The 24,973-nt window shown below is 51.0% G+C and carries 19 protein-coding genes; 4 read left to right on the top strand and 15 right to left on the bottom strand.

Annotation, left to right across the window (positions count from 1 at the left end; translation table 11 throughout):
• Positions 1-2 precede the first annotated feature (2 nt).
• The 7 genes from asrA to ABID13_RS00905 form a co-directional block, all read right to left on the bottom strand.
• Positions 3-1,049, bottom strand: a complete 1,047-nt coding sequence (gene asrA / locus ABID13_RS00875; RefSeq protein WP_048930632.1) for an anaerobic sulfite reductase subunit AsrA — start codon at positions 1,047-1,049, stop codon at positions 3-5.
• 185 nt (positions 1,050-1,234) lie between these two features.
• Positions 1,235-3,103 carry a beta-glucoside-specific PTS transporter subunit IIABC gene (locus ABID13_RS00880; RefSeq protein WP_045093335.1) on the bottom strand — a complete coding sequence of 623 codons (1,869 nt, stop codon included), beginning with the start codon at positions 3,101-3,103 and terminating at the stop codon, positions 1,235-1,237.
• Positions 3,104-3,134: 31 nt separating this feature from the next.
• Complete coding sequence (locus tag ABID13_RS00885) at positions 3,135-4,547, bottom strand: 6-phospho-beta-glucosidase (protein WP_007863778.1); 1,413 nt, start codon at positions 4,545-4,547, stop codon at positions 3,135-3,137.
• A gap of 146 nt (positions 4,548-4,693) precedes the next feature.
• The gene (locus ABID13_RS00890) at positions 4,694-5,587 is read right to left on the bottom strand and encodes a MurR/RpiR family transcriptional regulator (protein ID WP_048930692.1); all 894 of its coding nucleotides are present in this window, start codon (positions 5,585-5,587) and stop codon (positions 4,694-4,696) included.
• A gap of 132 nt (positions 5,588-5,719) precedes the next feature.
• Positions 5,720-7,546: a cadherin-like beta sandwich domain-containing protein gene (locus ABID13_RS00895; RefSeq protein ID WP_048930691.1), complete on the bottom strand. Its 1,827-nt coding sequence runs from the start codon at positions 7,544-7,546 to the stop codon at positions 5,720-5,722.
• A 39-nt stretch (positions 7,547-7,585) separates the two neighbouring features.
• Positions 7,586-9,889: an SH3 domain-containing protein gene (locus tag ABID13_RS00900; protein WP_048930631.1), complete on the bottom strand. Its 2,304-nt coding sequence runs from the start codon at positions 9,887-9,889 to the stop codon at positions 7,586-7,588.
• A gap of 149 nt (positions 9,890-10,038) precedes the next feature.
• A complete protein-coding gene (locus tag ABID13_RS00905; RefSeq protein ID WP_048930630.1) occupies positions 10,039-11,346 on the bottom strand; it encodes a D-alanyl-D-alanine carboxypeptidase family protein in 1,308 nt (435 codons plus the stop codon).
• Positions 11,347-11,479: 133 nt separating this feature from the next.
• On the opposite strand from ABID13_RS00905, the gene ABID13_RS00910 reads away from it, so the two are divergent.
• From ABID13_RS00910 to ABID13_RS00925, 4 genes are all read left to right on the top strand, one after another.
• On the top strand, positions 11,480-12,397 hold the full coding sequence (locus ABID13_RS00910; protein WP_197092200.1) for an AraC family transcriptional regulator: 918 nt from the start codon (positions 11,480-11,482) through the stop codon (positions 12,395-12,397).
• 212 nt (positions 12,398-12,609) lie between these two features.
• Positions 12,610-12,849 carry a hypothetical protein gene (locus ABID13_RS00915; RefSeq protein ID WP_048930629.1) on the top strand — a complete coding sequence of 80 codons (240 nt, stop codon included), beginning with the start codon at positions 12,610-12,612 and terminating at the stop codon, positions 12,847-12,849.
• Positions 12,850-12,979: 130 nt separating this feature from the next.
• Entirely contained in the window at positions 12,980-14,245 is a 1,266-nt protein-coding gene (locus ABID13_RS00920; RefSeq protein ID WP_007863764.1) for a DNA polymerase Y family protein, read from the top strand.
• A gap of 18 nt (positions 14,246-14,263) precedes the next feature.
• Positions 14,264-15,154, top strand: coding sequence for an RluA family pseudouridine synthase (locus ABID13_RS00925; RefSeq protein ID WP_045093339.1), 891 nt, complete (start codon positions 14,264-14,266; stop codon positions 15,152-15,154).
• Positions 15,155-15,170: 16 nt separating this feature from the next.
• Here ABID13_RS00925 and ABID13_RS00930 read toward each other — a convergent pair whose 3' ends face one another.
• From ABID13_RS00930 to ABID13_RS00965, 8 genes are all read right to left on the bottom strand, one after another.
• The gene (locus ABID13_RS00930) at positions 15,171-16,706 is read right to left on the bottom strand and encodes an RsmB/NOP family class I SAM-dependent RNA methyltransferase (RefSeq protein ID WP_048930628.1); all 1,536 of its coding nucleotides are present in this window, start codon (positions 16,704-16,706) and stop codon (positions 15,171-15,173) included.
• A gap of 174 nt (positions 16,707-16,880) precedes the next feature.
• Positions 16,881-17,408 carry a DUF6465 family protein gene (locus ABID13_RS00935; protein ID WP_048930627.1) on the bottom strand — a complete coding sequence of 176 codons (528 nt, stop codon included), beginning with the start codon at positions 17,406-17,408 and terminating at the stop codon, positions 16,881-16,883.
• Between the two features lie 160 nt (positions 17,409-17,568).
• Positions 17,569-19,617: a L,D-transpeptidase family protein gene (locus ABID13_RS00940; RefSeq protein ID WP_048930626.1), complete on the bottom strand. Its 2,049-nt coding sequence runs from the start codon at positions 19,615-19,617 to the stop codon at positions 17,569-17,571.
• A 3-nt stretch (positions 19,618-19,620) separates the two neighbouring features.
• Positions 19,621-20,067: a 2-thiouracil desulfurase family protein gene (locus ABID13_RS00945; protein WP_048930625.1), complete on the bottom strand. Its 447-nt coding sequence runs from the start codon at positions 20,065-20,067 to the stop codon at positions 19,621-19,623.
• A 34-nt stretch (positions 20,068-20,101) separates the two neighbouring features.
• The gene (locus ABID13_RS00950; protein WP_007863758.1) at positions 20,102-21,460 is read right to left on the bottom strand and encodes an MATE family efflux transporter; all 1,359 of its coding nucleotides are present in this window, start codon (positions 21,458-21,460) and stop codon (positions 20,102-20,104) included.
• A gap of 24 nt (positions 21,461-21,484) precedes the next feature.
• A complete protein-coding gene (gene ytvI, locus ABID13_RS00955) occupies positions 21,485-22,615 on the bottom strand; it encodes a sporulation integral membrane protein YtvI (RefSeq protein WP_040416682.1) in 1,131 nt (376 codons plus the stop codon).
• Between the two features lie 55 nt (positions 22,616-22,670).
• Positions 22,671-23,732, bottom strand: a complete 1,062-nt coding sequence (gene hisC, locus ABID13_RS00960; protein WP_048930624.1) for a histidinol-phosphate transaminase — start codon at positions 23,730-23,732, stop codon at positions 22,671-22,673.
• Positions 23,733-23,765: 33 nt separating this feature from the next.
• On the bottom strand, positions 23,766-24,953 hold the full coding sequence (locus ABID13_RS00965) for a pyridoxal phosphate-dependent aminotransferase (RefSeq protein WP_045093343.1): 1,188 nt from the start codon (positions 24,951-24,953) through the stop codon (positions 23,766-23,768).
• Between the last annotated feature and the right edge of the window lie 20 nt (positions 24,954-24,973).

Genomic DNA, 24,973 nt, shown 5'->3' on the forward strand with positions numbered 1-24,973 from the left:
ACTTATCCCCTCTCCTGTCCCATTTCCCCTGCTTTTATCTCCTCAATGGCATCCGCCATTCGGTTTACCGTGGTCACAATGGAGATATACTCCGGACATCGGTCAATGCAGCGGCCGCATCCCACACACATGTGATAGTCCTTAAATCGCGCCTTGTAGTCGTGGAATTTGTGGAGCACCTTATAGCGCATCCTGTCACCGGCCCTGTTTCTAAAGCTCATGCCCCCGGCCATATCCGTAAAGTCTTTTACCTGGCAGGAAGCCGTTGTCCTCTTTCTCTCACCCACATTTGCATTTTCATTATAAATAATATCCGTGGTGGTAAAGCAGGTACAGGTACTGCAAGCAACCGTACAGGCTCCGCATGAAATACATCTCCCGTCATACTGCCTCCACATGGGATGGTCCTTTAGTTTTGTCAGGACTTCCTTGTCCGGGATCTCCGGCACCGTGACCTTGAGTGCATTTTCCTCCACAAATGCAGGGGCAAACTCCTCCTGTTCCATCCCTTCAAAATAAGGGGCAAAGGTCTCATCCTTTACCTGGACCGCCAGGCCGTCCTCACCAAAACAGACTGCCAGGGAATAATCCTCTGACCGGTTGGTGCCCATGCTGACGCAAAAGCAGGTATCCCAGCCCCCGGAGCATTCCATCATAACGATCTTCACCCGCTCCTTCATCCTCTTATAATACATATCCTCAAAGCCGCCGTTGGTAAGATATATCTTTTCCTGGTGGTGCTGGGCGTGGATGTCGCAGGGGCGCATGAATATCAGAAGCTTTTTGGATGAAACCCTGCTCTCAATAAACTCATCCTCGGTAAAATAAAACAGGGACTGAGTAATGGGGCTTAAAACCTCCTTTGCCGGAAAGTCTGATTTCTCCCTGTACTCAATCTCCTCTACACTGTCCACCCGGGCATACCTGATCAAATCCGTGTCTGAATACCTTCCCTTACCCACAAACCGCTTTGGGGCCCAGATCTCATACTCATCCTGAAGCTGCCCAAAAATCCTGTCGGCATCCTTAATTCCAACCTTATATCCCATGAAATGCCTCCTCCTTTACTGGTTATCCTTCTTTATTATTATTTAAGCCATGTTATTATTATAACAAATCAAAAATGGTCTGCCTAATTATATATTGTAATGGTTAAATAACAAATTTTTATCATTAAGGAAGCCTGGCATTGAATCCCCTTCAACACCAGGCTTACATTCCTAAATAGATTCATTTATTCCACTGTCATGATCAAATCACCAGCCTTGATCATTCCAGGTTCCCCTTTGCACACCGCTGTGTGGTTCGTTGAATTTGATACAATAACCGGAGTCACTGTCTCGTATCCTTCTTTCTCGATGGCCTCCTTATCAAACGTAAGCAGCATATCTCCGGTTTTAACACGATCTCCCGCCTTTACATGGGGCTTGAAATATTTTCCCTGCAGTTCTACCGTATCCATCCCCACATGGATCAGAAGTTCTGCACCGTTCTCAGCCACGATCCCTAAAGCATGCCCGGTATCAAACACCGAGGCAACTGTACCATTTACCGGAGCGTATAATTTTCCTTCCCAAGGCCGGACCGCAACCCCTATTCCAAGCATACCGCTGGAAAACACCTGATCATTAACCTGACTTAATGGAATCAGGTCCCCATTTAAGGGACTGGATATACTCAGTTTGTGACTTCCGCTTCCTGAAGATTTCTCCTTCACTCCAGTTTCTTCCTTCGCGCCGCTTTCCTCCGGCACATCCTCAAACCCAAGACGCCACTGGATAGCAAATGTCACAACAAAAGCAATAAAGGCTGCAATCAGGGCATTGATCACATTACGGGAATCAGGTCCCACATACAGTCCAATTGCCGCCAGACCGGCTCCGCCTCCGCCAAAGCGCTGTACTCCGGTTAAACCGGCATACAGGCCTCCAATCCCTCCGCCAATGGTTGTTGCGATCAATGGTTTGCGGAGCCGTAAGTTAACACCAAACAGGGCCGGTTCTGTAATGCCCAGAAGAGCGGTCACACCGCTGGAAACTGATAGCTGGCGCAATTCCCTGTTTTTTGTCTTCACTGCCACGCAAAGTGCCGCCGCTCCCTGGGCAATATTGGATGGAAGGTTACCGGGTCCTATCACTGTCTCATATCCCAGAGCGGAAAGGGAATTGACATAAGCCGGAAGCAGGCTGTAATGCATGCCGGTCATAACCAGAAATGGCATAAAGGCTCCGATCACAGTGGGAAGAATCCACGGTGCTATTTTTTCTACTGACAGCAAGAACGCCACCAGACCGTCACCAATGATGCTTCCCAACGGTCCCAGCACTACCAGACCGATAGGAGCCATGATCAGTATGGTCAGCAGGGGCCTTGCTATAAATTTAATTACAGCAGGAGTAATCTTTTCTACAAATTTTTCCACATATGACAGAACAAATACGATCATGATAATGGGGATTACAGATGAAGAGTATGTCACCATACGCACCGGAATACCCAATACTCGGACAATATCTCCGGTCTCTTTCAGGGCGATCAGATTGGGATGCAGCAGGACCGCGCCCATGAGCATGGCCATCTGCATACTGCACCCGAATTTTTTTGCAGCTGATGCCGCTAAAAACACGGGCAGAAAATAGTAGGATGCATCTGCTATAAAATTTAGAAAATAGTATGTATTGCCTGTTTTGTCAATCAGGCTGAACAGTGTAAGAATGGATAAAAGTGCTTTGACCATACCGGCACCGGCTATGATCGGCATGATTGGTGAAAAAATACCGGCTATGGTGTCCAGCAGCACATTGAGCCCCTTCTTTTTTTCATTTTGGGGTATTCCGTCCTTGGCCTTGTCTGTTCCGCATCCTCCAAGTTTCTGAAGTTCCTGATAAACGACAGGAACCTCCTGCCCAATAATCACCTGAAACTGTCCCCCTTTATTCACAACCCCCATCACTCCCGGGATTTCCCCGACTTTCTTTTCATCGATCCCTTCCGTTGACCGCAGGCTGAATCTCAGCCTGGTAACACAGTGGGTCAGGTTCTTAACATTGTTTTCGCCCCCAACTTCCTGAAGAATCTTTTGCGCCGTAACCTTAGCATCCATCTCAATACCTCCACATTTATCCTGACAATCATTATCCGATCATATCTATATCTTCACCGTTTGTTTCCAGCACCTTTTTATACCAAGCATAGGATTTCTTCTTAATGCGTTTTAAGCTTCCTTTTCCGCTGTCATCCTTATCCACATAGATAAAACCATATCGTTTGCGCATTTCCCCTGTTCCCACTGATATGATATCGATAGGTCCCCAGCATGTATAACCCATTACATCCACACCATCCAACTCTACCGCCTGCTTCAGCGCCTCTATATGGGATGCAAGAAACCGGATCCGATAATCATCCTGAATTGTTCCATCCTCCTCAACACGGTCAACAGCTCCCAACCCGTTCTCCACAACAAAAAGAGGCATCTGATATCGGTCATACAATTCATTAAGGGCGATCCTCAGGCCGATGGGATCAATGGGCCAGTCCCAGGCATTTCGTTCCAGGAATGGATTGGAACGTTCCACCCTGATATCTGATCCGTCCTCGCTGGATGCAACAGAGGAAAAATAGTAGCTGAAAGCAATATAGTCCACGGTCCCCGCCTTCAGGACCGTTTCATCCCCTTCCTCCATATGCAGTTCCACCCCCATGCGCTTTAACTGAGTCCTGCACAGGTTAGTGTAATATCCTCTGCACATCACATCCGTATAATAATAATTAGGTATCATGTGGAACCTCTGTGCCAGTACATCCTCAGGCCGGCATGTCTTGGGATACGTTGTCGGGTACTGCAGCATGCATCCGATTTTAAACTGCGGATCGATCTCATGACCTGCAATCACGGCCCTTGCGCTTGCCAAAAACATGTTGTGGCTGGCAATGACCTTAATCTCATTATGATCTTCTCCTTCCCTATAGCGTATTCCTGCTTGGTGATAGGGTTCTGCCTGATTCATGGTCTCATTGATCTCATTAAATGTTATCCAATATTTTACCTTATCCTTGTAACGCGTAAACACGGTCCTGCAATATCGTTCAAAACACTCAATCATCTTCCGGTTTCTCCAGGAACCATACTTCTGCACCAGATACAGTGGCGTCTCATAGTGGGACAATGTGACAATGGGTTGGATCCCCTTTTCCAAAAGGGTATCAAATACCTTGTCATAAAAAGCAAGTCCAGCCTCATTTGGCTGCATCTCATCTCCCTGCGGAAAAATTCTCGGCCAGTTTATGGACATCCTAAAACAGTTAAACCCCATTCCCGCTAACAGATCAATATCTTCCCGATACCTGTGATAAAAATCAATCCCCTCATGGCTGGGATAATAACATCCCGGTATCACACCATCATGGACCACCCTGGGAACCCCATGACAGGAGCCCTGCTCCACATCCGCTATACTAAGTCCCTTTCCATCTTCAAGAAATGCCCCTTCCAGCTGGTTGGCCGCAGTGGCTCCTCCCCATAGGAAATCTTTTCTCAAGCTCATAATCAAACCTCCTTATGACCCGATTATAAGCAGGAAAACTTTATTTGAAAACAAACAAGGCCGATTATGAAACAGTGTTTTATCTTCGAGCCGCTCCTCTGTGGCTTTGGATGAAACACTGTTTTAACAATCGGCCATCCCCTCACTTACTCCTTCTCCTCCCCTCCCATGATAATGGAATTGGTGGATTTACGGAAACGTTCCAAAAGGCTGGTGCGCTCCAGCTTTCTCTGATAATTTCCATTGTAATCCTGCTGGAAATAGGCTGCATAGAGAATATCCAGCAGCAGACTGACTGACAGATGTGTACTAAAATCCCCAAGATTCTGGAACAGACTTTCCTTGGTGGATATGGTTAATTTGCAAGCAGCATACTTTGTAAGGGAATTTTCACCAAAGGAGGTGAGGGCGATCACAGGAACCGATCTTTTTTTACATTCCATAGCCACACGAAGTGTCTTTCCTGTCTCACCGGAATAAGAAATAATAATAGCCACATCTTTGACCGACAGACAACCTGCCTCATAAAGCTGATAGTTAAGATTATTAGAAATAGTCACCCTTTTTCCAATTTTGATCATTTTTTCGCGGAAGCACTCTGCCTGGTTGATAGCCGTCCCTGCTGAAAACACATAAACATTTTGGCTATAGCGAAGGAGTTTGACTGCACGCTGCAAAGCATCATGACGGAGAAGGGACACCGTATCCTGTGCTGTCTCTTCGTACAGCAGAGCAATCCGGTTCGCCGCCTTCATTATGGTATCCTTCTCTGAAAAGGGAAAATTAACGTCCACCTCGCCGGGCTGCTGATCCAGATACCGTATTTCTTTTATATACTGTGTCTTAAAATCTTCAAAGCCGCCAAACCCCATACGCTTACACATACGGACAATGGTGGCCGGTGAAGTATAGGTCGCTTCCGCCAGGCTGCGAGATGAATACTTTTCAATATTGCTCCCCTGTTCCAACAGGAAATCCGCAATTTCTTCCTCAGTTTTTGTCATGGTTTCCTTTAATTTCAATTTTTCCATAATCAGCATAACAATCCCCCGTCCTTCTGCCTGTTTTTTCTTATGTTCTATTATAATTATAAAAAACACAGATGCAAGCAAAATGCAGCATCCCGACTACGGAACGCTGCATTCTGCCGCTCTATAAGGATCTATATGAATCTACAGATCAAATATCTCAAAATCATCATTCACGTCATCCTGGGCCAGGCCGGCCGGCTGTTCCGGCTTGGATGTCTGAACCGGTCTGGTTGGCTGGACCGGTCTGGTTGGCTGGGCTGACCCGGTTGTCCGGTCCGGTCTGCCGGACTGGGCTGGCCTGGACGGCCTGGAGGGGCCTGCAGATTTAGGCGGCCGGACTGCCTTGGGCGGTTCCACCGGGTCTATGGGTTTCACTGATTCCATTGGCTGCACCGGCTCCAGAGGCTGTGACGCCCTGGATGGGCGATGCTCTGTCCGGCTGCGCCTGCGGGCAGCTTCTTCCCGCTCATCGGCATCCTCATCCCGGTCCTCATATTCCCCTTCGTCCTCATACCCCATCTGGTATTCGTACTCCCGCCTGTCATCATAGACCCGGCCGTCTTCATCCGGTTCATCCTCATCATCTTCATCCCCGAATTCCTGGCCGTCATACTCGTCATATTCATCATACTCATCGCCATAGCCGTCTTCATCCTCGTAGGCCTGGTCCTCATCCTCCTGATACTCGTCTTCGCCTTCGGAGGATATCTGCTTTCTCTTCTTTGCGGCCGCCCTGCTTCTGCTGCCTCCTGGCTCCTCAGGAGTATCGCCGTCCCGGCCTCCTCCTTTGCCCTTCTTGTTCATTACAACCACCAAAAGGATGATCAGGAGCACCACTGCAATGGCAACGGTTACTGCCAGAAGGATCCTAAACAGGTTAAAGTCCTCACGTACCTTGTCATACTGTACTGCCAATGTATTGTACTGATCCGAGGTCACCATGCTGCTTGCTGCGGGATCCTCAAAGTATCTCTGGATGGTCCTCTCACTGTCCTTCATATCATAGCGGTAGAAGTTCTTTTCACCAGCCTCATTCATACCATACACAACACAGTACTGCGGCTCCTGATCAGCGCCCCATACCCAGCCCTTTACCTTGTGGCCGTCAATATTGATGGTGCTGGTCTTAAATCCGTCAGGAACCTTAACAGACTCGTCCGGAGGAAGTATGGTAATAGTCCGCCTGGATATCTCCATCTTGACCTGTTCTCCTGCATCCGCGGAAGCAGCGCTGGCACCGCCCTCCGCCTTGGTCACCACGATCACATATTCCTTGGCTGTCTCCCCATCCTGGGCCGTGACCTTACAGGTCACCCGGTTCTCTCCCATCTGGAGGCCTTCATTGCCGGAAATCACCTTGTTTGCATTATCATCCGTTGTGTCCGCGCTGATGATCAGCTTATCCACGTCCGTGCCCACGGTCACCGCATAGGTATCCACATCCGGCGAGAATGCCGGACTCAGTTCACCCGGCGAAACCTTCAGGCTCTTTAAGGTGGCATCCTTGGATGCGGTCTGAAGGGCGCTCACCGTAACAGTGGAGCTTCCCTCATGGTCCACGGTCACCAGCTGTGAACTGGAATCATATATCTCCTGGCTGGTTACCGAGATCTTGCTGGAGCCTGCCGCCAAAGCATTAAACTGCAGGGTAAAGGCCAGGGTGCCCGTGTTGGGCGTCCCTGCATCCCCATGAACCCGGACAGCTCCTGCCCCGCCTTCTGCGTTGGTTCCGCTGACAAACTCCAGCGCATTGGCGTCATAGGACAGCATAATATCCGCATTGGCCAGATTACTGCTGCTGCTTATCTTCATATTGACCTTAACCTGGCTTCCCACCGTGGCGGAGGGGTCGGAAAAGGTTATCTTAGCGCTTGCCGCAAATGCTGTCAGCATCTGTGCAGGCATCATCACTGCCATCATGCATGCCATTACCAGAATGGCAGCCCCGTGTCTCATTCGTCTTATCATCATTTATTCCCACTTTCAGATTATCATGTTTTCTTCCTGTCAGGACTGCACTTGCACAATAGTGACATTGCTTCCGCCCGGTGTGTTGCCGCCGCCAGGCATACTGCTGTCACCCGGCGCTCCCGGTCCGCCGCTGCCTCCCGGCCCTACGCCGCCTGAGCTGCTGCCTGAACTGCCGCCTCCCGTGCTTCCATCCGGCGCTGCCGGACTCTGAACACTGCCCTGGGTAGGTCCTCCTGCCTGCTGCACCACATGGATGGTGTAGGTCCGTACATTTCCGTTCTGTGCGGTTACCGTTATAATGACATCGTTGCCTCCGCTCTGCAGGTTTATATTGCCTGCGCCTGCCACGGTGGCGTTGGAGTCAGCCGATGATGCATTGACTGTAATGTTGGTTACGGAAGAATCCACGATCAGGTTATACTCCTGGGTATCCCTGTTAAAGGATGGGGTCAGGCTGAATCCGTCCACACCCAGGCCGGACAGCTTATTGTTAGGGCTTCCGTCCCCCGTGGGAGCGATGCACGCCTGCTCCGGCATGTTGTTAAATACCGGAATATGGAATTCCAGCGCCGAATTCTTCATGGTTGCCGTATATGCCTGGGACAGCTTGGCCGCTTCTGACGCAGCGCCCTGTACATTGCTCATATACTGGTGCTTATAGGGGTTGCTTCCCTGCACATTAAACTTTTTCAGGTAAAATGTATTCTGGCCGGCCTTTACATAGTTTTCCCCATAGCTCTGGGCCCCGCCCCGGATGGATTTTTCCACTGTGTTCCAGGGACGTCCGTAGGTGCCGGACTGTGACGCATATCTCAGCCCCATCTGGATCGCGGACATGGAACCGGACTGATATGCTTCCACATTAAAATAGTTATAATAACCCTCATACCCGGAATAGTTTCCGGATATAAGCGGGCTTGTGCCATTGTTGCCCTGCTCCTGCAAGATCATGGCTGCCAGCACGTAAGGGCTGACCCCTGACTGGGATGCTGCATTCATGATAATATCAATGTAAGAAGCCTCTTCTCCCGAAGGCGAAGTCCCTGCCGTGGATACGCCTGACGGGGAGTTGCTCGATGGTGAATTGCCTGACGGCGAATTGTCCGAGGGCGAATTACCCGAGGGTGAATTGGAAGAGGGTGAGTTACCGGATGGCGATTGGGTGGATGACGTATCACCTGAAGGCGGATTGCTGCCTGTATTGGTGCCGCCCACTGCAACCGGGCCATTGGACGAGGAGGAATTATCCTGTCCGGGAGCCACCAGGCTGACATTGGTTGTCACAAGCTGATGCTCCCTGGGAGTAATGGATGCCTGTGGTCCTTCCAGACTCACCTCACCGCTGCCGCCGGACGCCGGACTGCCCTGGGAAGAACTGTTGCCCGAAGGTGTCGAGCTGCCGCTTGTCCCTGACACACCGGGGCCGTGCTGGCTGTCATCATATGTACTTCTTCCCGGGCCGTTGGACGAACTGCTCCCCGAATGAGAACTGCTCCCTGGTCCCGTGCTGCTGCCCGGACCTGAGGATGATCCGCCGGAAAAATCACTGCCGCCCGTGCCCGTGGATGTGGTGGAACCTGACAGGAATGTACCGGTCACCATGCTGGTAAGGCCTTCCCTTGTCTGGGTATTCTGGTCATATTCATGGGCCAGGAACTGGAATACATAGGTCTCGTCCAGGAAATTCCTGGGATCCATGTAATACCGGATGATATCCGGTGATGCCGCCACCCAGTTGCTGCCATCCAGCCCGGTCCAGGTACTGTTATCCCAGTTATATGCGCCGTCCGCAACAGACTTCCAGGAAGAAACACTGCCGGAAGCTACCAGATTGCGGCTGAGTACGGACTCATTCTCAATGACCGTATTCCAGTCCAGCCCTGTATTCTTTGCCTTAAACACCCAGTTGGGATACTGGGCATGAAGCTGTCTTAAACCGTTCTTATAACTCTCCGGAAATCCCTGGGAATTCAGATATGCCTCGAAATTGGCATCCGGGGTGTAAGAAACAGGAAGCCGGACATAGAGAGAGGACACATAACCTGTACTCACCGCTCCGCCCGTTCCCGTAAATTGGATCTGATACCATGTATTGCCGTCTGTGCCCCGCTGTTCGCCAATGATGTTAATGGCTGCACCTGCCGCCAGCCTGCCCACGGATGAATACCCCGTGCCGGCGCCGCTGCGGACATTCAGGGAGGTTGCCTTTACCGTGGCAGCTCCCGTATATGCGTAGGAATTGAACATTGTAAAAGGCGTGGCAACCGATGCCGGAAGATTTGCTGCCATCATCAACCCCAGCACCAGCGCCAGACCTTTCTTAATTTTGTTTCCCTTCATTATGTACAAATCTCCTGTATTTTCATCCATATCCAATAAAAGTATGAATTTCTATTTTATGACATTAATCCTATTATAATGACAAATACCTTCATATGTCAACAAAAACGCAGGAAACTTCACATAATACAAACTTTCGTAAGAAAAGATTAAATAATGTGGTAACTCCTTCCAAAATCTATAAAAATTTCCAGTACGTGGCGGACTACGCCGAAAAATGTCATCTGCTTGACCCCCCTGTCCGCATACACTGGGAACTGCTTTACCAGGGTCCCGTTCAGGCTGTAATCAATGGTTCCGATCTTCTGCCCTTCCCGCACAGGAGCCTCTAATATAGAAGGGATCCGGGCCGTCACCTGCACCTGTTCATCCTCCTTTAGCAGCATGGGAAGCTTTTTTTCCTCCTCGCTCAGGTGCAAGGACGCGCCTGTGAATTCCTGGCAGTTTCCTTCCTCCTCCCAGCACAGGCCCCCTGTCACCGGAATATCCGGAATCTCCTTTTCACAAAACACATCTCTTATGTTGTAATGATCCAGGCCGTAGGTGTAGAGTTTTCTGGCATCTGTCCATTTATAGGTTTTATGAGGGGGCCATCCGCATCCTAAAAGGGCAATGATGTAAGTTCTTCCCCCATTCTCCATGGCGCCAACGTAGGAGTAGCCCGCTCCCCCTGTAAATCCCGTCTTGCCCGACAAAACACCCTGCATCATATTCAGGAAAGCATTGTGGTTGTAACAGCTGTAGGAACGTTTTCCTGAACTGTCGGAAAAGGAGTAGTTCTGGGTCTGGGTGATTTTAAGGAACTCATCCTTCTTAGGCGACTGCGTTACACAATAGCGCATGATAGCCGCCAGGTCCGATGCCGTGGTGGAATGAATATGTTCTGTTCCGTCTTTGTCCTTTTTCACCCCGTCCAGTCCATTGGGTGTAATAAAATATGTATTCTCACACCCCAGGCTTTTTGCCTTTTCATTCATCAGTGCGGCAAACCCTTCCACGCTGCCCCCTATATTTTCCGCGATCATGACCGCTGCATCATTGTAGGATTCCAGCATCAGGGCATACAGCAGGTCACCCAGGCGGTATTTCTCCCCGGACCGGACCCCCAGATGGACCTTGGGCTGGGAGGCGGCCGTGGAGGATACGGTTACACTGTCCTCCAGATTTCCCATCTCCAAGGCCAGGATACATGTCATTATCTTTGTGGTGCTGGCCATGGGGCGAATGATGTCCTGGCCCTTTCCATACAGGATACGGCCGCTGCTGCCGTCCATGAGAACAGCGGACTGGGCATAGAGTTTCAGAAAATCAGCCGTCTCATCCCCGTCTTTCGCACTCTCCCCGGCAGCCTCACCGCTTCTCCCCTCCTGCTGTGTGATATATGCTCCCTGCACGGTCTGAACACGGCCGCAGACAAGGGAAATCAATAATACAATAGTTACAATAAAACGTTTCATGGCAGCGCCGCCTTTTTGCCTTTATTTCATCCTATTCTGGCCTATATGCATTTATTCATGGAGTACTTCCCTGCCCGGTAAACTGTATGATATAATGAAATGATCATCTGTGTACTGTATAAGGAGGCGCAACATGCTGAAAAATATATGCTGCATACAATTCCGTGAAGGCAGCAAGGAAGAACTGCTGCCGGATTTCAGTCCGGATTTTCCTCATATTGCTTCCTATGTGGAACTGGACAAACTGCATCCGCTCCGCTTCATCCCCTGGCACTGGCACAAGGAAGTGGAATTGTTCTATGTTGAATCCGGTGTGGTGGAATACCATATCCCCAAGGGAACATTTGTGTTTCCTGCCGGTCATGGCGGTCTTCTCAATTCAAACGTCCTCCATATGACTCAGTCCCCCAAAGGGATCGTCCATACGGTTCAGCTGGAGCATCTGTTCGACCCATCTCTCATAGGAGGGACTCCCGGAAGCAGGATTGAAAAAAAATATATCCTTCCTCTCACAACAGCCGCACATATAGGCGTTATTCCCCTGGATCCCGGCCGGCCCCAGCAGGCTTCCATTCTGGAATCCATCCGCCGGTCTTTTCAGATCTCCTCTGAGGAATATGGATATGAGGTCAGGCTGCGGGATTCCCTCTCTGATATTTGGTGCAGGATTCTTGCCATCAGCGCCCCTCTCCTTGATGAAAATGGACACAGCACAAAAAACGATGACAAGCTGAAAATGATGATCATATACATCCATGAACATTTTAGGAATAAGATTACAGTTGGGAATATTGCCGGTGCTGCCTTTATCAGCGAACGGGAATGTTTCCGCACCTTTCAGGAATGTCTGCGCACCACTCCTGTGGAATATCTTAAGGCTTACCGTCTGCAGCAGGCCAGCCGTATGCTGGCCCAAGGCCGGGAATCCGTCACCCTGGTCAGCCAGGCATGCGGCCTGGGAAGCAGCAGTTATTTCGGAAAGGTATTCAGAGAGCATACAGGATATTCACCATTGGAATACAGGCGCCGATACGGCCGGGGGAATGAATGAGTGCAGCAGCCGCCTCATCCGCATCCTCATCCGCATCTGCCCTTTACATCATCTGCGAATGGCAGGATCGTGATAGATAAAGGCGGAAACCATATATAAATAAGAATATTATTTCACTATAATGATATCAGGTAAAGTGATAGGAAATCAGGACAGCCGACCACGCCGGATGATCACGCCAGCTGACCATGGCATTCAAAGGAGGCCCTATTATGATCAAACTGAATATCATTAACATGGAAGAATTCCTGCGCACGGTAAACCGCTGCAAGGGAGCCGTATATATGGTTGAACCGGGAACCGGTAAAACAGATATCACCGAGCAGGACGAAATCCAGGAATATCTGCGCAGAAAACACAGGGATAATAAGGGTTATCTGCCGCTGGTGCTGGAAATCCCCGTTCCTGCGGACTATATGAGCATTATCAACTTTTACGCCGGCGACCTGTGACCTGCTTTCACTCTGCAAAAAGCAATATGACCCCATGAAACAGATTGACAAGAACACCCCTTCATCTTAAACTAGAATATATGTTCTGTCTATACATGGAATCATATCATTAAAAGGAGTGTGAAATATTATGGAGCAGCCGGAAAAGAGACGCCTCATTTTCCACATTGATGTAAATTCCGCTTTTCTCAGCTGGGAATGTGTGTACCGGCTGAGCCAGGATCCCGATGCCCTGGATCTGCGCACCATCCCCTCCGCGGTGGGCGGGGATGCCAGTATGAGGCACGGCATTGTGCTGGCCAAATCTCCTCTTGCAAAGAAATACGGGGTCACCACAGGAGAACCCCTGGCCCAGGCGCGCCGCAAATGCCCGGACCTGACCGTGGTGCCTTCCCGTTTTGATTTTTATATCCGGTGTTCCAGAAAAATGATGGAGCTGCTGGAGGAATATACGCCGGACCATGAAAAATTCAGCATTGATGAGATCTTCCTGGATATGACAGGAACCATCCATCTTTTTGGCGACCCGCTGACAACAGCCAACCGGATACGGGAACGGATCGGGAGGGAACTGGGATTCACTGTGAACATCGGTATTTCCAGCAACAAACTTTTGGCCAAGATGGCCTCTGATTTTGAAAAGCCGAACAAGTGCCATACCCTGTTTTTGGAGGAAGTGCCGGAAAAGATGTGGCCGCTGCCCATCCGGGAGCTTTTCTTTGTGGGAGGGGCTGCCCAGAAAAAGATGGAAAGCCTTGGACTGCGTACCATCGGCCAGCTGGCTGCCTGCGATCCAAAGGTGCTGAAGGCACATCTGGGCAACAAATACGCCGAGCTCATTCACCAGTATGCCAACGGGATCGATGATGATCCGGTGGAGGAAAAGGAACCTGTTAACAAGGCCTACGGCAACAGCATCACCCTGTCCAGGGATATCTCCTCCTATGAGGATGCCTGCCAGGTCCTGCTGTCCCTGTGTGAAACAGTTGGCGCCAGGCTGCGGGCAGACCATGTCCTATGCAATAATGTCTGTGTGGAACTGAGGGATTGGGAATTCAGGAACCAGTCCCACCAGATGGCCCTGCCAGAACCCACGGATTCAACCTCCGTGCTCTACGATCATTCCTGCCGTTTATTAAGGGAATTCTGGACCATGACCCCACTGCGTCTCATGGGAGTGCGGGCCGGAAAGATTTCAGAGGATGCCTTTTCCCAGATCAGCCTTTTTGAGGATCCGGGACTGCAAAAGAAAAAAGAATTTGAAAAAACAGTGGATGCCATACGCAGCCGCTACGGCATAGACAGCATTAAGCGGGCCAGTTTTCTGCAAAAGGATTCCATCGTGGACCATGCAGCCAGCAAGAGAAAACATCTGAACCGCCAGGAAGACATATAAGTCACATCAGGAGAATACATGATCAAGAAAACCATTGAATACCATATAACAGATTCGTCCCAGGATTGCACGGTTGAAGAATTTTTAAAAGCCCGCGGCTATTCCCATCATCTGGTGGTGCATCTTAAGAAGGATCCTCAGGGATTGATTGTTGATCACATCCCTGTCTATACCGTACACCGCCTTCAGGCCGGTGAAAGGCTTAGGGTCACACTTACGGAGGAGGAATCCTCCCATAATATCGTCCCTGTCCCCCTTCCCCTTTCCATTGTGTATGAAGATGAGGATATCCTGGTGATCGACAAGGCGGCCGGAGTTCCCGTCCATCCATCTCAGGGCCACCATGACAACACTCTGGCCAATGCAGTGGCCTGGTATTATTGCCAGAAGGGTGAGCCCTTTACCTACCGGGCCATCAACCGCCTGGACAGGGATACCACGGGCCTTCTCATCCTTGCCAAGCACATGCTCAGCGCCTGTGTGTTATCCCATGAGATGCAAAACCGTAACATCAAGCGGGAATACCGGGCCATGGTGTGCGGCAGGACCATGGAACAGGGGTGCATCCGCAGCCCCATTGCCAGAGTCAGCGGCTCCACCATTGAGAGAGCAATAGACCATGAACACGGTGAATCCGCCTGCACCCACTACAGGCGGATCTCTTACAACGAATCCCTGGACCTATCCTATATCAGCCTTTGGCTGGAGACGGGACGCACCCACCAGATCCGTGTCCATATGAAGTCCATCGGCCATCCTTTACCGGGGGATTTTCTTTATCATCCCGACTACCGCCATATCAAACGCCAGCCCCTGCATTCCTACGGGCTGAGTTTCCTCCATCCGGTTACCGGCAGGTCCATGGAGTTTACAGCAGAGCTTCCCCAGGATATGGCCTGTCTTTTATAAGATCGGGGCCAATGGTTCACATCCACCTCAGTCCCTTGGGATAATGGTTCTTAAGCATTCCTCCGGCAAATTTGCACCAGCCAAGGCTGAGGCCGTCTGTGAGGACCAGCCCCCATCCCTTCCTGTCCCCCTCTGCTCTGACCTCATCCGCTGACAGGGTTTCCCCCTTCAGATATCGGATGACCTCCCTTTCATGGGAGGGAAGTTCAGCCCATCGTTTCACATCCTCTTGTCTCAGAACCAGGGCCAGGCCGTGGGAAGGTTCAAACCGATTTTTTTTCAGGGCCCCCATATGGAGTCCCGGCCGGATGATCTTCAGTCCCTTCATGTCCGGCATCTCAGGTGGCAGCAGATACAACTGGTCGCCAAACAGAACATACTCATCCCTTTCAAGGAACTGCTCCGGCCGCACCAGGGTATCCTTTAGAAACGCTTCATAGTCCTTAAAGATCCCGTCCCTTTTTCTGCTGTCCAGATACACAGCCTCCTTAAAGCGTGCCTGGCAACAAGCTTTATCCCCCGGCTCTCTCTTTTTAAGGACAGCCATATAGTGGCCTTCTCCCTCCAGTTTATGGGGCATGATGCGGAAGGTCTCTTCCAGATGATGTTGTTTTACCAGCTCTGATGTCTGCTCTGACGCCACCCCTTCCTGATCTGATCTCTCCCCTGCCTTCTCCCTATCTTTCCATCCGATCCATTGGGGTTTCCCCTCTGTGAATCCTTCGTAAGCTGCCACGGATTCCACACAAAACTCCTCATGGCGCTCCAGGAAACCCAGGATTGCCCCTTCATTTTCTTCCGGCGCAAAGGTGCAGGTAGAATAAACCATCCTTCCGCCCGGACGCAGCATGGCCGCGGCGCTGTCCAGTATCTCTCTCTGGCGGGCGGCACACATGTCCACATGCTCCTCGCTCCACTGCGCTCTGGCAGCCTCATCCTTTCTGAACATTCCCTCCCCTGAACAGGGCGCGTCCACCACGATCCCGTGAAAGTATTCCGTAAAATGGGGCGCCAATTGTCCTGGCTCCTGGTTGGAAACCACACAATTATAAACTCCCATGCGTTCCATATTCTGGGACAGGATCCTGGCTCTGGCCGGATGGATCTCATTGGACAGCAGGAATCCCTGTCCCTTTAACCGGGACGCGATATGGCTGGATTTGCCCCCGGGAGCCGCGCACAGATCCAGAACACGGTCGCCGGGTTGGGGATCCAGAAGCTCCACCACCGCCATGGCACTGGGTTCCTGAATATAGTACAGCCCGGCCTCATGGTACGGGTGTTTTCCCGGTCTGTGGCTTCCATCGTAATAGAAGCCTTCTTTTACCCAGGGAATCTTTTTCAGGGAAAATCCAGCCCTGTCGCTCACCTTTTGTGCCAGGTCCCTTACTCCCTGCTCCTCCCATCCATCCTCCGTCCCGCCCCAGGCCTTAAGGGAGTTAAAGCGAAGCCCCTGGACCCGTTCACTGTCATAGCTGGCCTCAAAAGCCTCATATTCATCTCCCAGCAATTCTTTCATTCGCTCCTTAAAGCGTACCGGCAATTCCGTCATCTTATATCCATCCTTTATTTTCACTAATCCTTATATTCCGATCCCTTGTCCACTGAGGGTATATTCACATCAGGAAACAGTCCCATGCCATGACGGCAAATGAGCCGCTGTATCATGATGATACAGCAGCCCACTTCATCCTTCAATCCCTGTTACAAATAAATCCAATCCTCTTTAGAGCACTACCTTAAAGTCATCATTGGCCTCTCCGTTCACCACATAGTATGCGGTGCCTTCATTGGCAACAATGTAAAGCTCAATAGTCTTGATCTCCACACCCTTATGATTGCTCTTATATGCTTTTACCGCGCGGTCCAGCACATCCTTGGCCACCAGGTCTTTTCCGTCAAACTGAAAATGTACCTCTGCCTTTGGTTCTGCCTTTTTAGCTGCCGTTTTCTTGGCTGGAGCCTTTACTTCTTTCTTCTCTGCTTCCTTTTTAACCGTCTCTTTTTTAACTGTATCTTTCTTAACCGGTTCCTTCTTGGCCGCAGTTGTCTTAGCCGGAGCCTTCTTCGCTGCTGCTTTCCTGGCCGGGGCTTTCTTGGCCGGTGCCGCTTCTGTCTCTGCGGCTGCCACAGCTTCTGTCTTTACTTCTTCAACTGGTGCCGCCTGCTTTGCCTCTGCTTTAGCAGCTGTTGGCTTTACTGCCTCCTCTGCCGGCTTTACAGTTGTTTTAACATCTTTCTTAGCTTCTACCATAGTCCATATCCTCCCTAGTTTTGAATAATGGCTTTACGAGTAATCCCTTAGATGCATTAAGGGCATTATAAAATGCTTTTTTTCATTTGTCAACAAATTAACCGGAAAAAACGCCCTCACACCTCAAAAAACACCTTTTTCTTACATTCTTTTTTAATAATTATACACCCGGGCCAATTTCGTCACCGGGTCCTGGGCTCTGGAATGCCGGGCCGTATCCTGCCGTTGTCTCCGGCGTCTGAGTACCCTCCGGTGATGCGGACTGCCCCACCGGATCTATGGATATCTGCGGCTCTGTGGGGGCTGGCTGGGACGGCACTGGCTGTCCCGGCTGAGTTTGAGCCGGCTGGGTCTGGGCCGGTAATGTCTGTTCCGGCTGGGTCTGGGCCGGAGGCGCAGCCGGCGCTGTGGCCAAAGGAGCGGTGGTCTCCGGCGCCGGCGCTGTGCCCGATGCTTTGCTGGGCTTGGAGCTTTCCGTGCCCGGCAGGTCATAACAGATCACCGGCATGCCCGCATACACGTTCTCAAACAGCTGCTTGGCAGCCGCATAAGGCATGTTCACACATCCGTGGGAACCGCCCGATTTATAGATGGAACCGCCAAAGCTGGATCTCCAGCTGGCATCATGAAAGCCGATCCCGCCGTTAAAGGGCATCCAGTATTTTACAGGGCTTGCGTACCCCTCCCCCTTCAAAACCGCATCCCTCTGCTTGTAGGTGAGGGCAAATATGCCCGGGGGAGTGGAATGGCCCCGGGAAACATTTCCGGACACAAAGTCCGACTCCAGTATCTTTTCCCCGTCCTTGTAAAAAAACATGTGCTGGGCTGTCAGATTGACCTCCGCATAGGTATTGCCATAGTCAGGGCCGTCATGGCTTGCAGCTGTCTGGGCATAGACAGGTTCCCTTGTTGTATCTTCCCCTGCCTCCAGTATCTCTGCCAGCTCCTCCAATTCAGCTTTCTGGTTGATCCTCCAGCCATAAAACCCGGTCACCTCCACGGTTTCCCCATAGCTGGTTTGAAAGGAGCGTTTTTTGTAGGCTGTGTTGTGTCTGAACGCCAGATCCTTTATGTATTCTGATATCTTATCCCTGTCAAGGGCAACGCTCTGCCCGTCAGAAACCAGCCACTGGTGAATGGTTTCCCCATCCAGCACTTCACTTGTGCTTCCAAAGGTGTATGTCACCGATAGATTGACATACCTGTTCCTTGCATCCCTGGCCGCCACAAGCGCACTGTTGTCAGACCTGATGGAGGGCGCCCGGTAACAGCCCAGCGCCTCCAGGTCCGCTTCCTTTTCAAGGGCCTGCACATGCTCTGCCGCTGTCTTCCTTACCAGGTCCGGATCCAGTTCATTGCCCTCAACTTCAGGTACGACCGCATATCCCTGGCCGCTCACATAATCTGACAAATAGGCATCCGCGGGCACGGTAACCAGTGCGGGGTCAAAGCAGTCCAGCTGTCCCAGACTGTCCTCCAGCTTGCGTTGGTCAAATGCGATCATGGTATGGATATCATATTCCGGGCCTCTGAACAGGTATCTGGGCCAGGCGTACGGATTCTGCTGGCGGATGATCTCCTCCAGGCTTCCGTCAAATACAGTATGCAGGTCAATATCCTCTCCCGAAACAGACTCGCTGTTTCCGCCCTTAAGCTTGAGCGTTAGGCTGTAATCCCTGATTCCTGCGGATATCATATCCTTTACTTCTTTTGAAGACCGTCCCGACACGTCCATTCCATTAATGACCGTATGGGGAAGGTATGTATCCCGGTATCCCATGGCCCGGTAATAATATCCCCCGGCACATGCCGCCAATGCCAGAGCCATCACTATGGCAGCCACTTTCCAATATCCGCCCTTCAACGGCTCCCGGGTTTCGCCGGCTTCCCTGCCTTTGCCGGACGGCTCCTGGCTTTTTCCGGCTTCCCTGCCTTTGCCGGACGGCTCCTGGCTTTTTCCGGCTTCCCTGCCTCTGCCGGACGGCTCCTGGGGGGGTCCGTCTGTTCTTATGCCGTTTTTCCGGTTCTGCGGACTGACGGTTCCCTGTGGCTGCGCCGGGCTCTCCCGTCTCTCCCCGGCTGCTTTTTCACGCGCCTGTTCCTCTTTCCTGGCCATAAAAGCGGCCTTGCTCCTGCTTCGCCGCGGACGGCCCGGATCCTGCTTTTCCTGTACTGATATCCCCTCTTTCTTATTCTGTTCTTTATCCATGCATCAATACCTTTCTAATTCCTCCAGCAATCTGGTAATCCGGCTTTCTCCGTACACCTTGATCCCATGTTGTTCTAAAAGCCCTGCACAGACCCCATCCCCCGGTATCAATCTGGCGGTAAAGGTTCCGTCATAGATCTGCCCCCTGCCGCAGGATGGACTCCGCTCCTTCAATATGGCCGCCCTGCACCCGTAGAGCTGTGCAAGCTTCAGCGCTGTCTCCGCTCCCTTTTGATAGGCCATGGTCACGTCCTCACCATCTCTGGTAACCACCCGCCCCTGTATCCGTTCGGCAGGTGTACGGGGCGTGGCAAGACCTCCCATAATCTCCGGACACACAGGGATCAGGTGATGCGTATGGAGCAGTTCCTCTATCTCCGGCTCAAGTACCCCTTTGCCGTTATATCTGCACTCCACCCCCAGCAGGCAGGCGCTTACCAGTATATTCATATTCCCCATCCTCCCATTTATGTATCATTTTACGTCAGAACCTCTTGTGATCTCCCAGCACCTTCCCGCTCAGGAGCAGATACGTGGCGGTGCTTGTCATACATGCAATGATATCTGAGATCGGTTCTGCAAAGAACACCTTTTCCACCCCGAATACCATGGGCAGAAACAGCATGGACAGGAAATACACCAGCTTCCTGAACATGGATAGGCTGACAGCCACCTTTGCAATGCCCATGCCCGTAAATCCGTCCACCACGGTGTACTGGACGGCCAGCGGGATCACACAAAGGGTGTAGATCCGGATCGCCCACTCCGTAATTCCCACATAGGAAGATTCCCTTGTGAAGATCCGTACAAAATATCCGGGGCCCACCTGGGCTATGATAAACATCACAGCTGTAAATACCAGTCCCAGGACCACGATGTGTTTTTCTGCCCTGCGTATCCTGTCAGGCCTGCCTGCTCCATAATTATAACCTAAAACCGTCTGTGTTCCACCGGTAATTCCTCCCAGCGGCATGGTGATCAAAAGCATGAAGCTCTGCACAATGGTATTGCAGGTGAGAAGCATATCCCCATCCCCCGGCCTGGCAAACTTGCTGATCACCATGTTCATCACAATAATCAGCAGGCTGTCGGAAGCAATGATAAGGAAAGGTGAAAGCCCAACGATCAGCACCTGTTTCATGGTATTCCATCTGTATCCCCCAAACGTGATCCGCACCAGAGGCCTCTTTCCAAACAGGAAAATGAGCACGTATATGCAGGAGGCCATCTGGGAAATCACCGTGGCGATGGCCGCTCCCTTGACCCCCATATTAAAATAGAATATGAAAATGGGATCCAGGACAATGTTGCTGACCGCACCCAGGACAACGGATTTCATCCCCACCTTGGCAAATCCCTGACATATGATAAACTGGTTCATGCCAGCTGATAGCAGCGCAAACACCGTTCCTGATAAATACCAGCTCATGTATTCGTTGGCATAGGGAAAGATAGCAGGGCTGGCGCCAAAAAATGTAAGCAATGGCTCCTTAAACAAAAAGGTAACCGTCATGATAATAAGGGCCATTCCTGTGAGAAGGGCAAAGCAGTTAGCCACCATTTGGGTTGCCGCCCTTTCATTTTTCTGTCCCAGCCGGATACTCATCAGCGGGGCGCCTCCCACCCCGATCCAGCTTGCAAAGGAGGAGATCAGGGTCACCACCGGACCGCAGATCCCAACCCCTGCCAGGGCCACTGCCCCGATTCCTTCTATATTTCCAATGTACATACGGTCCACGATGCTGTATAGCACGTTCACAAATTGAGCCAGCATGGAAGGAAATGCCAACCTCCACACCAGCCCTCTTACTTGATCCGTATCCAGATTATTCTCTACTCTCACCGTACTGCTCCCCTATAATCTAATCTATTCCTTCCTTCGGAAGGCATTTATATCCTTGATCAGGACATCCAGGCTGTCCTTGATTCCCTGGAATGCTCCGTATTCATATAAACTCACAAAAAACAATCCAATGGGCACTGCCAGGATCATGCCGGCTATGCCCTTTACTTTAAAGCCCAGGTATAAAAGCAGAAGGGTCAGGAGGGGATTGAGTCCCATACTGTCTCCCACCAGCTTAGGCTGTACCAGCTGACGCGTAACCTGGGTCAGGACATAAATCAGCAAAAGGCCTGCCGCAAAGGCATACTCGCCTCCCAGTAGCTTGATCAGTCCCCATGGGATCAGGGCCGTACCTGTGCCGAATACAGGCAGGAAATCCAAAAATGCAATGAGAAATGCCCAAAGCGGAGCATATCCCACTCCCAGCACAAGAAATCCCACGGTAAGGATCAGCCATACTACCACCATGATCTTAAACTGTGCCATAAAATAGCCGCCGATCAGGCGGAGAAGTTCCCCTCTCAGGTATCTGGTATAACGCTGGGCCCATGCCGGCGTGTGTGCTTTGATCATGGCCAGTATTTTATCCCGGTCCACAATAAAGAAATAGGCAGACAAAATAGTGACCACCAGATACACCAGTACGGCAGGAATGCTCCTGGCCACTGATCCGGCCGCCTCCACAGTAGGGGAAGCGAGTTTTTCCACTGCCTTTCCCACATAGCTTCCCAGATTGCTGCCGATCTCCGCCCAGGTCTGCTGGATGCTGTCGGGCAGGAACCGGAACAGATGTTCAATCTGTTCCATGCTGCGCGCCACATCCCCCTCAATGCCTTCATAGAGAGCTGGAAGATCTTTCATAAAGCCGTGAAGCAATACCAGGCTTCTGGACAGGATCAGATAGATAAGGCCAACCACCAGGGCCAGGGCCGCCACCACGATCACAATGGAACTGTGCTTTCGTACCAGCTTTACCCTGCGCTCTAAAAAGCGCACCAGGGGATTTGCGATCATGGCTATGATCCAGCCAATGACAAAGGGCATGAAAAATTTCAAAACCTTGGGCCCCATAACGCACAAAAGGATCCAGCCTGTTACCGGGATCAATATATTCAGCATAAGCCGCAGATAATGCTTCCACCCTGCATCTTCCATCCTATCACCTGTCCTGTCTGTCTCTTTTCCCTGTCCTGTCTGTCTCTGTCATCTCTCACTGCTCCCCGAGGAACCGTTCCAAAAATGCAAACAGCGTTTCCATTTCCTCATCCGTTCCAATACTGATGCGCAGGCTGTTGTCCAGCCTCTCCCCATCAAAATACCGCACATAAATCTGCTCCTTTTTGAGAGCTTCAAATATCTGTGCCGCGGGCACGCTTTTGTGGGATGCAAAAATAAAGTTGGCCTTTGAATCCGGGAATGTAAATCCCAATTCCCTTAAGCGGATCTTCGCCCGTTCCCTGGTAGCTGTTATTTTCCCTGTTATGTCCTCAAAATATTCCCTGTCCTTTACAGACTCCACTCCCATCACAATGGAGGGCAGGTTCATGGTATAGGAATTATAGGAATATTTCACATCGTTCAGTGCCTTGATCAGGGCTGGGTTTCCCACCGCAAAGCCTATCCGCAGTCCGGCCATGGAACGGGATTTGCTGAAGGTCTGCACCACCAGAAGGTTATCATAGGTCCCGATCAGCCCAAGGGCGGAAGGGCCTGCAAAATCTATATATGCCTCATCCACGATCACAACCGCATCCTGGTTGGCCTTTATGATATCCTCCACCTGGTCAAGGGGCATATAGACGCCCGTAGGCGCATTGGGGTTCGGGAAGATCACTCCTCCGTTCTCCCTTTTATAATCCCGGGGAATGATGGAAAAATCCCCATCCAGCTTTGGTGTCTCATAGGGGATCCTGTAAAGGTCCGCCCACACCTTATAGAAAGAATACGTAATATCCGGAAACAACACCGGCTTTGGGGAATTAAAGAACGTAAGAAAGGACATGGCGATCACATCATCAGATCCAACCCCCACAAATACCTGGTCCGTCCCTACCCCATAGTACTCCGCCAATACCTCCACCAGATCTGAAACCGTGGGGTCCGGATACTTGCGCAGCCGGTCCGTGTCCATCTCCCTAATGGCCCTCTCCGCTCCCGGCGCCGGGGGATACGGATTTTCGTTGGTATTCAGTTTTATCAGTTTACTGCCCTTAGGCTGGTCCCCCGGTACATAGGGAACCACCCTGCGGACATTTGCTTCCCATGGTCTCATACTCTGCACTCCTCTCTTAATGATCCCGATGAATCAAAGGCCGTAATCAGCCGCCACTTTCTTAAAGGCCGGAAGGGAACGCTCGATCTGGCCATAGGATACACAGTAGGAGATCCTCACATATCCCGGACACGCAAAGGAACTGCCCGGCACCACCAAAAGATTATACTTCTTACAGTTGGCGCAAAACTGCTTCTCATCCGGCTCCGGGGACTTCACAAACAGGTAAAATGCACCTTCCGGCTTAATGCACTCAAAGCCCATATCCCTGAGCCCGTTGTACAAAAGGTTCCTGTTCCTGTCATATGCCTCCAGGTTCACCTGCTCATCCACACATCGTTTGATCACGCGCTGCATCAGGGATGGTGCATTCACCGCTCCCATTACCCTGTTTGCAATGGTAGCCGCGTTAAACACTTCCTCACTGTCTGTCAGCTCATCAGGGATCACCAGGTAGCCGATACGCTCTCCGGGCAGTGACAATGACTTGCTGTAAGAATAGCAGATAACCGTATTGTCATAAAATCTTGTCACGTAGGGCACTTCCACCCCATCATAGGCCAGCTCACGGTACGGCTCATCAGAGATCAGCACGATCTCGGTCCCCAGTTTTGCCGCCCTCTTTCTCAGGACATCCGCCATATCGGTCAAGGTCTTAGCAGAGTACACCACCCCGGTAGGATTGTTGGGCGTGTTAATGATGACAGCCTTTGTCTTAGGTGTTATCTTCCGGGCAAACTCCTCCAGATTCGGCTGGAAATCCTTTGTATTGGGAGAGATCACCACCAGATTGCCGTCATAGTTGCGCACATAATTGCCATACTCCACAAAGTATGGGGCAAACGCAATGACCTCATCCCCCGGATTGAGGATCGTCTTTAGGATCACATTCAGGCCGCTGGCAGCGCCCACGGTCATGATAATATTGTTCTGGTGAAAAGCGGTTCCAAACCGGCGGTTCAGGGACTGTGCAATGGTGTCCCTCACATCCTCGTACCCGGAATTGCTCATATAGCCATGGACAAAAGTGGACTCTTCTTCCTTCAGGATATCACAGATCGCCTGATTCACAGCCTCCGGCGCAGGCACATTGGGGTTGCCAAGGCTAAAATCATATACATTCTCCGCCCCGTAAATGGCAGCCAGCTTCTTGCCCTCCTCAAACATGGCACGGATAGCGGAATTATTGTTCACCAATGGTTTCATCTTCTCTGATATCATATCTTATGTCCTCTCTTTCT

Source organism: Enterocloster citroniae (assembly GCF_040545455.1).
In the GTDB taxonomy this organism is placed as follows: domain Bacteria; phylum Bacillota; class Clostridia; order Lachnospirales; family Lachnospiraceae; genus Enterocloster; species Enterocloster citroniae.

Excerpts from the sequence above, each read along its gene's own strand:
- ABID13_RS00890 (WP_048930692.1), bottom strand. The coding sequence starts at position 5,587 with ATGCTGATTATGGAAAAATTGAAATTAAAGGAAACCATGACAAAAACT.
- ABID13_RS00915 (WP_048930629.1), top strand. The coding sequence starts at position 12,610 with ATGATCAAACTGAATATCATTAACATGGAAGAATTCCTGCGCACGGTA.
- ABID13_RS00910 (WP_197092200.1), top strand. The coding sequence starts at position 11,480 with ATGCTGAAAAATATATGCTGCATACAATTCCGTGAAGGCAGCAAGGAA.
- ABID13_RS00900 (WP_048930631.1), bottom strand. The coding sequence starts at position 9,889 with ATGAAGGGAAACAAAATTAAGAAAGGTCTGGCGCTGGTGCTGGGGTTG.
- ABID13_RS00965 (WP_045093343.1), bottom strand. The coding sequence starts at position 24,953 with ATGATATCAGAGAAGATGAAACCATTGGTGAACAATAATTCCGCTATC.
- hisC (WP_048930624.1), bottom strand. The coding sequence starts at position 23,732 with ATGAGACCATGGGAAGCAAATGTCCGCAGGGTGGTTCCCTATGTACCG.
- ABID13_RS00935 (WP_048930627.1), bottom strand. The coding sequence starts at position 17,408 with ATGGTAGAAGCTAAGAAAGATGTTAAAACAACTGTAAAGCCGGCAGAG.
- asrA (WP_048930632.1), bottom strand. The coding sequence starts at position 1,049 with ATGGGATATAAGGTTGGAATTAAGGATGCCGACAGGATTTTTGGGCAG.
- ABID13_RS00945 (WP_048930625.1), bottom strand. The coding sequence starts at position 20,067 with ATGAATATACTGGTAAGCGCCTGCCTGCTGGGGGTGGAGTGCAGATAT.
- ABID13_RS00925 (WP_045093339.1), top strand. The coding sequence starts at position 14,264 with ATGATCAAGAAAACCATTGAATACCATATAACAGATTCGTCCCAGGAT.
- ABID13_RS00920 (WP_007863764.1), top strand. The coding sequence starts at position 12,980 with ATGGAGCAGCCGGAAAAGAGACGCCTCATTTTCCACATTGATGTAAAT.
- ABID13_RS00905 (WP_048930630.1), bottom strand. The coding sequence starts at position 11,346 with ATGAAACGTTTTATTGTAACTATTGTATTATTGATTTCCCTTGTCTGC.
- ABID13_RS00940 (WP_048930626.1), bottom strand. The coding sequence starts at position 19,617 with ATGGATAAAGAACAGAATAAGAAAGAGGGGATATCAGTACAGGAAAAG.
- ABID13_RS00880 (WP_045093335.1), bottom strand. The coding sequence starts at position 3,103 with ATGGATGCTAAGGTTACGGCGCAAAAGATTCTTCAGGAAGTTGGGGGC.
- ABID13_RS00930 (WP_048930628.1), bottom strand. The coding sequence starts at position 16,706 with ATGACGGAATTGCCGGTACGCTTTAAGGAGCGAATGAAAGAATTGCTG.
- ytvI (WP_040416682.1), bottom strand. The coding sequence starts at position 22,615 with ATGGAAGATGCAGGGTGGAAGCATTATCTGCGGCTTATGCTGAATATA.
- ABID13_RS00895 (WP_048930691.1), bottom strand. The coding sequence starts at position 7,546 with ATGATAAGACGAATGAGACACGGGGCTGCCATTCTGGTAATGGCATGC.
- ABID13_RS00885 (WP_007863778.1), bottom strand. The coding sequence starts at position 4,547 with ATGAGCTTGAGAAAAGATTTCCTATGGGGAGGAGCCACTGCGGCCAAC.